Origin of the sequence: Synechococcus sp. F70.1 (assembly GCF_047502745.1) — a bacterium.
Lineage (GTDB): Bacteria > Cyanobacteriota > Cyanobacteriia > Thermostichales > Thermostichaceae > Thermostichus.
Map to the genome: position 1 here is coordinate 1 of NZ_JANSJL010000124.1, position 11,295 is coordinate 11,295.

Sequence of the window (11,295 nt, forward strand, 5' to 3'; positions counted from 1 at the left end):
GCTCTGGGGTGGGATGAGGATCGATCCCCCAGGGCTACTACCACTGCTGCAGGCGGTCAACGCCGTAGCCAAAAGGCCCGTGGCCGCAAGAGTCAGAGCAGCGCGCTGCATCTTTTCGTCTCCCTACAAAGCCTTTGCAGAAACCTGATGAAACCCCTTGCCCTGCAGCAAGCCCGCTTCTGGATCACCCTTTTTTCCCGTCCCAGCCATAGAGAGTCTTTGCGCTAAAGCAGCAGCAAGCGCCGCAGGATTAGGGCTATCACAGCAGCGAAGCTAACCACGATAAGCTGTCCTGGCAGGGTATAGCCGGAGTAGAGCCGAAGCAACTTCAGCAACTCTCCATTCCAGGGCTGGGTAGCCAAGAGATAGATGATCCCGGTCAGGTGAACCAGGGCCAGGGCCACCAAACTGGCGGCGGCCAAATCCTGCAGACGCACCGGCGCAGAGATGCTGGGCAGCAGGTAGGGGTTGCGGCGAGGGAGAAGGGAAGTAGGCAGCAGGTGGGGATCCCTTTGTCGAAAGGCCATCGTCCCGCAGGCCCAGGCCGCAGGCAAAAACCCGAGCAAATAGCCAAAGGCGGGCTGGTACAGGTACTGCCACCCCCCTCCCTGGGCAAACACCTGCAGCCCTGCCAATCCCAAGCCTAGATAGACAAGCTGGGCGCACACTGCCGCCACCGGTCCCGCCAGACAGGCCGTTAGCAGCATGCCGCCGATTTGCAGGGAAAAGCTATATCCTCCCACCCCTGGCCACTGAGGCGGCAAGCTCACCTGGGTTAGGGTGCCCAAAATGGTCAAGATCACTCCAATTGCGGTCCAGAGCCATTCCAGAGGGGTTAACAGTCGGCCAGCACGCATAGCCGAGGGAAAATCTTTCCCTATGCTAGGAGAGAACACCGACGAGGTAGGCAAGAGAGTGGTTAAGCCAGAGTGGATTGCCTTGGCCCAGGCTCTAGCCGACGCAGCCGGAGCGGTGATCCGGCCTCTGTTTCGCGGGGAGCTGCAGGCCGAGTACAAAGAGGCTAGATCCCCTATCGTAACGATAGCCGACCGGGAAGCAGAACGGGCAATGCGGGCGTTGCTGGCCGCCCACGTGCCGGAGCACAACGTCCTTGGCGAGGAGTTTGGCTTCCACCAGACCGGATCCCCTTATACCTGGGTTTTGGATCCCTTGGATGGCACCATCGCCTTTTCCACTGGCAAGCCCACCTTCGCCACCTTGATCGCCCTTTTGGAAGAGGATCGTCCCATCTTGGGCATCATCGATCAGCCGGTGTTGCGCGAGCGCTGGGTGGGGGTGCAGGGACAACCAACCCGCTGGATAACCCCTTCCACCCAACAGCTTAGTCGCAGCAAAGCCACCACCGACCTCAGCCGCGCCTCTTTGAGCTGTACCACTCCTGATTTGTTTGCTCAGCCAGACCAGCAGCAGCGCTTTCAGCAGCTCAGCCGTTTGGTTCACATCACCTCCTACGGCGGCGACGGCTACCAGTACGGCCTCTTGGCCAGCGGCTACATCGATCTGGTGATGGAGTGCGGCCTCGCCCTCTACGACTTTGCTGCTCTTGTGCCCGTTATCGAGGGATCCGGCGGCGTGATTACCGATTGGTCGGGGGATCCCTTAACCCGCACTTCTAGAGGAGAAGTGTTGGCGGCGGCCAACCCGACGCTCCATCAACAGGCCTTGGCTGCTATTCAAGAGAGAGGCAAACCTCACCCCTCCCTTAGCTAAGCCCTCAGTCAGGCCTCCCCAACCTAGGGGCTAGGTTGCAGCCTGGATCTCTAAAAGATCTTGAGTACAAGCGGGCGAACGGAATCGAACCGTCAACAGCAGTTTGGAAGACTGCGGTTTTACCATTAAACTACGCCCGCACAGGTGTTTGCTTCTGCCCAACAATAATAGCACCTGGCGAGGGTACCCCCTCAAGAGGCTTCCCTTCAAAGACAAGAGGTGTCTCATCGACGCTGGAGCTGCTTTTGGCGTTTTTTCTGCCACTGCCGAAACTCTTTTTCGTAGCGTTCCCCTTCCGTCTGGTAGGTGCTCCAGCCCTTGAGGGCAACAGCCAGGCCCCAGCCCATCAGTATAAACAGCGACCAAGACAGCCCTCCGCCGGAGAGCCAATCCAAGCCTACTAGGAAGCTGTTGACAATGGCATACCGCCCCAGCAATTGGTAAAACTGCCGCTGGCGGTAGCGTTGAAACTCACGCCGTTGGTTGGTTAGTTGCTGCCAGGCTCTCCATTCCCGCTCGGCCTCCTCCAGCTCTTGGGGGGAGATCCCCAGTTCGGCAGCCATCTCCTCCAGTTGCGAGCGGGTAAACTCACCAAGGCGCGGCTGGCGAGCGATGGCCCGCTGCAGGATCTGCTGCACGTCCTCTTGGCTGTAGCGGGATCTGGACATTTGACGAGAGGAAACCTGACGACTCTTAGTTTAGGGCAGGCAGACTTGGCAGCTCCCCAATCCCAGCCAAGGGTAACTAGGGAGAGGATCCCCCTAGACTTAGGCAGCGCTCCCGAATAGCCTGCAGGTTGAGGGCGAGATCGCGGCGGATGCGCCGTTCTACTAGGCCAACCGGCATGCGGCGCGGCGGTTGCACCTGCAGGTGGTAGGTGAGCAGGGTCTGCTGCTCTAGCCAGTCGGCTAGCTCCCAAAACCCCTCGAAGATGAGGAAATCCCCTTCTACTTCTTGAAAGCGCAGTTGGTGGGGAAACACTTCCTCGATAGCCAGCACCACCGCTGCAGAAAACCGGGCAAACAGAACTTGCTGGGATCCCACTTGACGCACCAGTTTGCGGCCATTCTGGCTGCCAAGGAGGCGACTTTCCACCAAGTTAGGAATAAACTCCGCCAGATGGTCGTAATCGGTTAAAACCTGCCAGACCTGCCGGCGCTCTACCGGGATCAAGATGCGGCCTTGCACTTGGCGGCGGCGCTCCCCCAAGTCTTCTACCTCTACCTGGATGTCTGAGAACTCCCTCCCGCTAAGGAGAGCAAGAGCTTCTAGGTGACCTTGTGGATCCTGGTCAAAAGGCATGGCAAGGAAAGGGTTGAAAGCCAAGGCAGAAGCTGCCAGCCCCTCAACAGGCTGAGCTCCCCTGGAGCATTGTATAAGGGATAACGATCCTAGGAGAGAAGAGCCCGGAACCAACTCAGGATTACCTGCCAAACTTGGTCGAGGAGGGCAAAGGGATCTCGCAGCTCCTGGAGCACCTGCTGCGGGCCGATTCTAAAGACCACGTACAAAACGGCTAGGAGGATCACGATCCCCACCGCTGTCCAGATGGCCTCTCGAACTACCCGCACCCAGAAGACCAGCATAAAAATGGCGATGGCTACAGCGGCAACCAGCGGCAGTGTCTCCAGTACCATCGCGCCTTCCCCCCTAGCTTAGTTTTGGCCTCTGAGGATCAGCCGAGCCGTCCTTGTTTTCCCAATCAAGAGTACAATCGAGCCATGCAGCGCCTGCAAGCAGCCTGAGTGAGCTGGGGAGAAGAAAGAGTTGGGAGCGTTGCTCCAGTTGCTGGCTAGTTGGAGATGAGTGTGTTGGCTTCAGCAGGATCCCCTCCCGACTTCGCAAGTGTGCCGCACTGCTCACGGCAGCGGATTCACCCCACTGCGGTGATCCATCCCAAGGCTGAGTTGCACGAGACGGTGCAGGTGGGCCCCTATGCCGTTATTGGCGAACATGTGCGCATTGGTGCCAACACCGTGGTGGGGGCCCATGTGGTGATCGACGGCTGGACCGAGATTGGTGAGGACAACCAGATTTTTCCAGGAGCGGTGCTGGGCGCAGAGCCACAAGACCTAAAGTACAACGGCGCACCCTCGCAGCTGGTCATTGGCAGGGGCAATCTCATTCGGGAGTTTGTCACCATTAACCGAGCCACCAACGAGGGGGAGGCGACGATAATTGGCGACTACAACCTGTTGATGGCCTATGTCCATGTCGCCCACAACTGCGTCATCGAAAACCAAGTGGTGATCACCAACGCGGTTTCCCTGGCTGGCCACATTCACATCGAGTCCCAGGCGCGCATCGGCGGCATGGTCGGGATCCACCAGTTTACCCGGGTAGGGCGCCTGGCTATGGTGGGGGCGATGAGTCGGGTGGATCGCGATGTTCCACCCTACCTGCTGGTGGAGGGGCATCCAGCCCGCATCCGTGGCCTCAACTTGGTTGGGCTGCGGCGGGCCAAGGGGATGGAGGGATCCCTGCCGGCCTTGCGCCAGGCCTACCGGCTGCTCTACCGCTCCGGATTGCCCTTGGAAAAGGCGCTGCAAACGCTGCGGGAGAGCCTGCGAACCGAGAACGGGCAGAGCATCCTCTCCCTAGAGGGGAAAGAGCTGGTGGACGAGACGGGATCCCTGCTACACCTGCTGCAATTTTTGGAAGATTCCCTTTCCCAGCCGCAACGGCGTGGTCCTCTGCCTGCCTTGCGTCGCAGCAAAGAGGATGCCGAGGACGGGGACGACCTGTGAGCCATCTGTTTGTCTGCACCGGCGAAGTCTCCGGGGATCTGCAGGCTGGCCATCTCATCCGCGAGCTGCTGCGCCAGCGTCCGCACCTGCGCATCACGGCAGTTGGGGGAGAGGAGATGGCTGCTGCTGGAGCCCGGCTGCTGCACCGCACAACTGAAATTGGCTCCATCGGTATTCTGGAGGCCCTTCCCTTCGTCCTCCCTGCGCTGTGGGCGGAGTGGAAGATCCGCCGCTTTCTGGCGCAAGACCCACCTGATCTAGCCATCCTGGTCGACTACATCGGCGTCAACAGCCGCGTGGCTTCCTTGTTGCAGCGGCGGCGCATCCCTGCCGTCTACTACATTGCCCCCCAGGAATGGGTGTGGTCGCCCAGCAGCCGCCTCACCTACCGCCTAGCGCAGCAAATGCGACTGATGGTGGCCATTTTCCCCGAGGAGGCCCGCTACTACGCCGCAGCAGGTGCCCGGGTTTGCTATGTCGGCCACCCCCTGCTGGATATTTTGGCGAGTGTCCCCGGTCGTGCGCAGGCCAGGGCGGAGTTGGGGATCCCGGAGGAGGCTACGGTGGTGGCGCTGCTGCCCGCCTCCCGCCGCCAGGAGCTGCGCTCAGTTTTGCCTGTCCTGCTTCAGGCAGCGCGGCTGCTGCGGGCTCGTCTGCCCCAGGTGCAGTTTTGGGCGCCGCTGGCCTCGCCCCATTTTGCTGCCCCAATTGCCCGAGCCGCCCGCCGCTATGGGCTGGAGGATCTCACCCTTTTCCTGCCTCGCCCTTCCCCTCCAAAGGCCCATCACCTGCTTTTGGCGGCTGCTGACCTGGTGTTGGCCAAGTCGGGCACCGTCAACCTGGAGGCAGCCATCTTGGGGATCCCGCAAGTGGTGGTCTACCGCCTCAACCCGCTCACCTTTTGGCTAGCCCGCCATTGGCTAAAGGTGTCGGTGCCCTTTATGGCTCCCCCCAATTTGGTGCTTATGCGTCCCATTGTGCCGGAGCTGCTCCAGGAGGAGGCCCAGCCGGAACGGATTGCCCAACTGGCGCTGGAGCTGCTGACCCGGCCCGAGCGCCGCGCCCAACTGCAGGCTGACTACGCCGCCATGCGGGCAGCTCTAGGGGAGCCGGGAGTTCTGGCCCGTGCGGCCAAGGCTATTTTGGAGGTGCTCGACAGCGAGACCAGCTCCAAGGAAGCTCAGGCTCCGAGCGCTCTAGGCTAGCCTGCCGAGAGAATGGCGTCCAACAAAGGATCGGCCCCAAAGCGCACCACATCGGTACAGGGCCGGCCCGTCTCTGCTTCCACCTGGCGGATCTGGGCCAGGGCCGCTTCCTCTTCCCAACCGAAGGTATTGAGGGCTACCCCCACCACCGGTGCGGGGGCAAAGGCGCCAGCGGCCGCAGCCACTTGTTCGTACAGCTCGATCACCTTAGGCAAGGGAGGAATGGGCACATCGTTCATCCCTTTGATGTGGGTCTGCCCAGCTCGATGCACCAAGATGAGATGGGTGGGCTGGGATCCCCTTAGCAAAGGCAGGGTGGCGGTGGAAGCGGGGTTGAGCAGGGATCCCTGACCTTCAATGTGCAGAATGTCGTGGTCAAAGCCATAGCGCAGCACCAGTTGCTCCACAGCGCCGCTGGCATAGTCCACCCGCACTGCATCCAGAGGCACTCCGTCGCCGCTGATGAGGATCCCCGTCTGGCCGGTGGCCAAGAAACGAGAACGCAGGCCGCGTTTTAGGCTGGCGCGGTGCAGCTCCAAACTGGTAGACATTTTGCCGACGGCCATGTCGGTGCCCACCGTCAGTACCCGCCGACAGGGGAGAGAGCGAGCTAGGCCCCTCCCTACTCCCAGACCAGGAGGTTCGCGGCGAATGTCCCAGATCCAGGCTCCCGGCTGCAGCCACTGCCGCAACTGGGCATCTTCCGCTAGGGGGGTGTGCAGCCCGTTCACCAAAGACAAGCCGGCTTGCAGGGCTTGGCAGAGCTCCTCCCGCCACTCAGGGGGCAACTGGCCGCCGGAAGGAGCGATCCCAATCACCAACACCTCGGGGCCGTAAACCAGCGCCTCTTGCACCGAGGCTACGATGGGAATGTCTTTGGCAATGCCCGTGAGTTGGGCCAGGGATCTCCCCGCCTGCTCCCGGTCAATAACCGCCACCACCGGGAAGGGCCCATACCGAAGCAACCCCAGCCCTGTTTTGCCGTACTCTCCTGCTAGGCCGCCGTGGAGCAGGATGGCCACCCGAGTTTGGCTGGAGAGCATGGTCCTACTCCCGCAACTCCACCCCTAGGCCGGGTCGGTCGGTGGGGATGAGACAGCCCTCCTGCACCAGAGCCCCGGAGAAGGGATCGTCGACGAGATTGAGGTGGCTGTCTAAGTCCACGTAGTCCGCTAGCGGCGCCAAGTGGGCCGCTGCCGTGTTGCCCAAAGCGGTGTTGCTGTAGCAGCCCAGCATCACCTGTAGCCCATGGGCTCTGGCTGTGTGGATCATGCGCCAGGCTTCGCTAAGGCCGCCACACTTCATTAGCTTAATGTTGATGCCATGAACCCGATCCGCCAGGGCAGGAATGTCGCGGCTGGCAAAACAACTCTCATCCACAAAGATGGGCAGCTTCGACTCGTGCCACAGGGTGATTAGCTTCGCCTCCTGGCCCCTCTCCAGGGGCTGCTCCAAGTAGCTCACCCCCTGCCCCGCCAGCCAATTGCTCATGCTCAGGCTTTGCTCCAGTGTCCAAGCCCCATTGGCATCCACCGTAATCAGGGATCCCAGCGGGATCACCTCCTGCACGGCAATGAGCTGGTTTTGATCGGCCATTAGGCCCAGTTCGCTGCCCAGCTTGATCTTAAAGGCCCGCGCCTGTTGGATCTGTTCCATCCAAGCCAGAGCCCGCTGGCGCGCCTCCTGAGGGGTGGAGAGGCCGATGGTTAGGGTCGTGGGCGGAATGCGGGAGCGATCTAGGCCCCACAGCTGCCAGAGGGGCATCCCCAGTCGCTTGCCCATCCAGTCGTGCAGGGCTATGTCCACTGCCGCCCGCACTGCCGAGGGGATCCCGGCCTGCAGCAGTTCCGCCTCGACGGCCTGCCGCTCCCAGGGGGAATAGCGGCGTAGGATCCCTTTAGCCACCTCCAAACCCGCCAAGATGTCCTCCAAAGACTGGTGGCAGTCCTCGCTCACCGAGAAGGGGCAAGCCTCTCCCCAGCCCTCGATCCCCTCCTCTTCAACGCGCACCCAGGCCAAAGTGGCCTCTGTATAGGTGCCGCGGCTAAGGGCGAGGGCATAGCGCTTGTGAACAGTGAAGGGCTCAACGTAAAGCCGCATGAGCAGTCTAAAGGTGGGTCGACTTTCTCCCTTCTAGATTTCCATCAGGTTGCAGAGTCGGGCCAGTGAGGTCTCCTGCCCCTACCGTTGACCTGGGGGGTCAACTACAGTCAATATGGACACATCGTGCGTGCCCCAGCTACTGCTTATGAGCGATCTTCCTCCCCCCTTGACCTCCCGTCGCGGCAGCGCGAGCAAAGCCTTAGCGATTGCCAATGCCAGCATCACCCCCTTTGGACGCAAGCTAAAAGAGCTGGGCTTTGCCGACGATAAGCAAATCCAAGACATTCAAAATGCCCTCAAAGCGGATCGAGAGGGCGGCAGCAAAGTTTTGGCCCTGGCGGTCAAGAACATTGTAGGCAAGGAGCTCACACCTGACCTGGAGCGGGCCTACAAGCGACAGCAGCTTTTTGAGCTCAAAGTTATCTACGGGATCCCCTCTCTCGACACCGACCTGGAGCCGGTGGATCTCGCGGAGATGAGCGAGCTCATTGAGTCGCTCTTGCCCCTTGATATCTGCAACCGCTATAAGTTCTTGCCCATTCGCCGCCAAGACAGCCAGGTCGTGGTGGCAATGGTCAAGCCGGACAACCTGCAGGCGCTAGACGACATTCAGCGGCGCTTCCGCATCCAAGGGCTAAAGCTGCAGCGGCGGGTCTTCACCCAGCAGGACTTCGAGACCCTGATCAACCGCTACATGGATGCACAGGCGGAACTGCTGGCTGTCAAGGGGATCAACGACACAGATGTCGCCAGCCAAGTTGCCCCCCAAGAGGAAGAAGAGGTGGTGGTCAACACTGCCGAGATTGATCTAGACAGCATCGAGGATGTCGCTGTTGATGAGGCCGGCGAGACCTCTCTGGAGCAGCAACTCAAATCGGCAGACGATGCCCCGATCATCAAATTGTCCAACCAAATCCTGATCAAGGCCCTGCAGGAACGGGCATCTGACATCCACATCGAGCCGCAGGAAGAAAACCTGCGCATTCGCTTCCGCAAGGACGGGGTGCTGCGGCAGGCTTTTGAGAACTTCCCCAAAAAGATCATTCCTGCTCTTACCGCTCGATTCAAGATCATGGCCAACCTGAACATTGCCGAGCGGCGCCTGCCTCAGGACGGGCGCATTCGGCGGATGTTCAAAGGGCGCAAGGTGGACTTTCGCGTTAGCACCCTGCCCTCCCGCTACGGGGAAAAGATTGTCCTGCGCATCCTGGATAACTCCGCCACGCAACTGGGCTTGGATAAGCTGATCACCGACCCAGAGACCCTTGCCAGCTTCAAGGAGGTTGTGAGGAGACCCTTTGGTCTAATCCTGGTAACCGGGCCCACTGGATCCGGGAAAACCACCACCCTCTACTCGGCCCTGGCGGAGCTAAATGATCCAGGCATCAACATCAGCACCGCCGAGGATCCCATCGAGTACTCTCTGCCGGGGATCACCCAGGTACAGGTTCTCCGGGAGAAGGGCATGGACTTTGCCATGATCCTGCGGGCTTTTCTGCGGCAAGACCCGGATGTCATCCTGGTGGGGGAAACCCGCGACCACGAGACAGCCAAAACCGCCATCGAAGCCTCCCTCACCGGTCACCTGGTGTTGACTACCCTGCACACCAACGATGCCCCCAGTGCCATCGCCCGCCTGACGGAGATGGGGATCGAGCCGTTTATGATCTCCAGTTCCCTACTGGGGGTGCTGGCCCAGCGCCTGCTGCGGCGGGTATGTCCTGAGTGTCGGATCCCGTACCACCCTACCCCCGAGGAACTGGCCCGCTATGGCCTTAGCCTCAGCGGCGACAACGAACAGCTGACCTTCTACAAAGCCAACCAGCTCTCCCCCAAAGAGATAGAACAGCGCAAGGCCACCGGCAAACCCATCTGTGAGAACTGCGGGGGCGTGGGCTACAAAGGCCGGGTGGGGGTGTACGAGTTCATGCGCATGAACGACCGCTTGGCCGACTTGATCAACAAGGGGGCTCCCACCGAGGTGCTCAGGGAGGCGGCAGTTGAAAGCGGCATGAAGACCCTATTGGCCTACAGTCTGATGCTGGTGAAGCAGGGGCTAACCACGCTGGAGGAGGTGGATCGAGTCATCCTCACCGACAAAGGCTTGGAGACCGAGCTGAAGGCTCGTGCCAAGGCCCTTAGCACCTGCCGCAACTGCGGTGCTGCCCTGCGAGTGGAGTGGATGGATTGTCCGTACTGCTTGACGCCGAAGTTTTAGTTTGACTCTTGTCAGCTTCACCGGAGCAACTCACGCCATTGATTGGAGAGGGAAGTCCTATGAAACAACTGATGATCGAAGACCTGATGGAAGAAATCATCCGGAGGGGCGGTTCCGATATCCACATCTCAGCCGGCTTGCCTCCCTACTTCCGCATCAATGGCGAACTCCAGCCAACAGAGTATGATCCCCTCACGCCTGAGGAGGTGCAGCGGCTCATTTTCAGCATGTTGAACAACACCCAGCGAAAACAATTGGAGCAGAACTGGGAGCTGGACTGCTCCTATGGCGTGCGCGGGATCGGGCGCTTCCGGGTCAACGTCTATCGCGAACGCGGCGCCTATGCCTGCGCCATGCGAGCTCTGGCCTCGGAAATCCCCAGCATTGAAAAGCTGGGCCTGCCCGACATCTGCAAGGAAGTTGCGCGACTGCCGCGGGGCCTGGTGCTGGTAACGGGACCAACGGGATCCGGCAAATCCACCACTTTGGCCGCTATCATCGACTTCATCAACCGCGAGCGAGCTGAGCACATCCTCACCATTGAAGATCCCATTGAGTACATCTACACCCCCATCCGCAGCATCATCCACCAGCGGCAGTTGGGCGAAGACACCAAGAGCTTTGCCAATGCCCTGCGGGCGGCGATGCGGGAAGATCCGGATGTGATTTTGATCGGGGAGATGCGGGATCTGGAGACCATCCAGTTAGCCATCACCGCCGCCGAAACCGGCCACCTCTGCTTTGCCACGGTGCACACCAGCTCGGCTGCCCAGACGGTGGATCGCCTGGTGGACGTGTTCCCGCCGGAGCAACAGCAGCAGATTCGCGTGCAGCTTTCTAACTCTCTCAAGGCCGTCTTCTCGCAAACTTTGGCCCGCCGCCTCAACCCCAAGCCAGGGGAGCCAGGCCGGGTGCTGGTGCAGGAGATCATGGTGGTCACCCCAGCCATCGCCAACCTCATTCGGGAGGGCAAGACGGCCCAGATCTACTCGGCCATCCAGACGGGCGGCAAGCAGGGCATGAAAACCCTGGAGCAGGATCTGGCCAACCTCTACCTGCAGGGCAAGATTGACTTCGAGACGGCCATGTCCAAGACCTCTCGTCCTGAGGAGTTGCAGCGGCTTTTGGGCAACGTTGCCGGGCCTTCCCCAGCCGCGGCAGTTCAGCAGCAGCGGCCAGCAGCGGTTACTGTCCGTCGCTAGAGATCCCTGCCTGGAAGTTCCCCGCCAGCCTTTGGCCGCCGGTCTCATCTGTAGCTAAGCTCTAGCTGGGGGAGAGTGGCGGTTTGGCT

Annotated in this window: 11 protein-coding genes and 1 tRNA gene; 5 read left to right on the forward strand and 7 right to left on the reverse strand. The window is 60.6% G+C overall.

What is annotated here, in order from left to right:
- Positions 1 to 224: 224 nt before the first annotated feature.
- Positions 225 to 803, reverse strand: a complete 579-nt coding sequence (locus NW860_RS11230) for a biotin transporter BioY (protein ID WP_414425968.1) — start codon at positions 801 to 803, stop codon at positions 225 to 227.
- 76 nt (positions 804 to 879) lie between these two features.
- Between NW860_RS11230 and hisN the strand changes: the two genes are divergently transcribed.
- Entirely contained in the window at positions 880 to 1,731 is an 852-nt protein-coding gene (gene hisN / locus NW860_RS11235; RefSeq protein ID WP_414514228.1) for a histidinol-phosphatase, read from the forward strand.
- Positions 1,732 to 1,800: 69 nt separating this feature from the next.
- Here the strand turns inward: hisN and NW860_RS11240 are convergent.
- From NW860_RS11240 to NW860_RS11255, 4 genes are all read right to left on the reverse strand, one after another.
- Positions 1,801 to 1,871: transfer RNA gene (locus NW860_RS11240), tRNA-Gly, on the reverse strand.
- An 84-nt stretch (positions 1,872 to 1,955) separates the two neighbouring features.
- Entirely contained in the window at positions 1,956 to 2,399 is a 444-nt protein-coding gene (locus NW860_RS11245) for a 2TM domain-containing protein (protein ID WP_414392943.1), read from the reverse strand.
- Positions 2,400 to 2,475: 76 nt separating this feature from the next.
- A complete protein-coding gene (locus tag NW860_RS11250; RefSeq protein WP_414392945.1) occupies positions 2,476 to 3,033 on the reverse strand; it encodes an SRPBCC family protein in 558 nt (185 codons plus the stop codon).
- 89 nt (positions 3,034 to 3,122) lie between these two features.
- Positions 3,123 to 3,368 carry a hypothetical protein gene (locus NW860_RS11255; RefSeq protein WP_414392946.1) on the reverse strand — a complete coding sequence of 82 codons (246 nt, stop codon included), beginning with the start codon at positions 3,366 to 3,368 and terminating at the stop codon, positions 3,123 to 3,125.
- Between the two features lie 165 nt (positions 3,369 to 3,533).
- On the opposite strand from NW860_RS11255, the gene lpxA reads away from it, so the two are divergent.
- Positions 3,534 to 4,478, forward strand: coding sequence for an acyl-ACP--UDP-N-acetylglucosamine O-acyltransferase (gene lpxA, locus NW860_RS11260; RefSeq protein WP_414514231.1), 945 nt, complete (start codon positions 3,534 to 3,536; stop codon positions 4,476 to 4,478).
- Positions 4,475 to 5,683 (forward strand): lipid-A-disaccharide synthase, encoded by a 1,209-nt coding sequence (gene lpxB / locus NW860_RS11265; protein ID WP_414514233.1) that lies wholly within the window; start codon positions 4,475 to 4,477, stop codon positions 5,681 to 5,683. Before lpxA ends, lpxB begins: the two co-directional genes overlap by 4 nt.
- Here lpxB and NW860_RS11270 read toward each other — a convergent pair.
- Together NW860_RS11270 and NW860_RS11275 are read right to left on the reverse strand one after the other, a co-directional pair.
- Positions 5,680 to 6,726: a DUF1611 domain-containing protein gene (locus tag NW860_RS11270; RefSeq protein WP_414514235.1), complete on the reverse strand. Its 1,047-nt coding sequence runs from the start codon at positions 6,724 to 6,726 to the stop codon at positions 5,680 to 5,682. The two genes, lpxB and NW860_RS11270, sit on opposite strands and share 4 nt — an antisense overlap.
- 4 nt (positions 6,727 to 6,730) lie before the next feature.
- The gene (locus tag NW860_RS11275; protein ID WP_414514237.1) at positions 6,731 to 7,783 is read right to left on the reverse strand and encodes a dipeptide epimerase; all 1,053 of its coding nucleotides are present in this window, start codon (positions 7,781 to 7,783) and stop codon (positions 6,731 to 6,733) included.
- 148 nt (positions 7,784 to 7,931) lie between these two features.
- Between NW860_RS11275 and NW860_RS11280 the strand changes: the two genes are divergently transcribed.
- Complete coding sequence (locus NW860_RS11280) at positions 7,932 to 10,004, forward strand: GspE/PulE family protein (RefSeq protein ID WP_414514239.1); 2,073 nt, start codon at positions 7,932 to 7,934, stop codon at positions 10,002 to 10,004.
- A gap of 59 nt (positions 10,005 to 10,063) precedes the next feature.
- Positions 10,064 to 11,206: a type IV pilus twitching motility protein PilT gene (locus tag NW860_RS11285; protein ID WP_414425975.1), complete on the forward strand. Its 1,143-nt coding sequence runs from the start codon at positions 10,064 to 10,066 to the stop codon at positions 11,204 to 11,206.
- The last annotated feature ends 89 nt before the right edge of the window (positions 11,207 to 11,295 follow it).

Bases quoted from the DNA above. Each gene is read 5' to 3' on its own strand.
- NW860_RS11245 (WP_414392943.1), bottom strand. From the start codon at position 2,399: ATGTCCAGATCCCGCTACAGCCAAGAGGACGTGCAGCAGATCCTGCAG.
- NW860_RS11250 (WP_414392945.1), bottom strand. From the start codon at position 3,033: ATGCCTTTTGACCAGGATCCACAAGGTCACCTAGAAGCTCTTGCTCTC.
- NW860_RS11285 (WP_414425975.1), top strand. From the start codon at position 10,064: ATGAAACAACTGATGATCGAAGACCTGATGGAAGAAATCATCCGGAGG.
- hisN (WP_414514228.1), top strand. From the start codon at position 880: ATGCTAGGAGAGAACACCGACGAGGTAGGCAAGAGAGTGGTTAAGCCA.
- lpxA (WP_414514231.1), top strand. From the start codon at position 3,534: ATGAGTGTGTTGGCTTCAGCAGGATCCCCTCCCGACTTCGCAAGTGTG.
- NW860_RS11270 (WP_414514235.1), bottom strand. From the start codon at position 6,726: ATGCTCTCCAGCCAAACTCGGGTGGCCATCCTGCTCCACGGCGGCCTA.
- NW860_RS11255 (WP_414392946.1), bottom strand. From the start codon at position 3,368: ATGGTACTGGAGACACTGCCGCTGGTTGCCGCTGTAGCCATCGCCATT.
- NW860_RS11275 (WP_414514237.1), bottom strand. From the start codon at position 7,783: ATGCGGCTTTACGTTGAGCCCTTCACTGTTCACAAGCGCTATGCCCTC.
- NW860_RS11280 (WP_414514239.1), top strand. From the start codon at position 7,932: ATGAGCGATCTTCCTCCCCCCTTGACCTCCCGTCGCGGCAGCGCGAGC.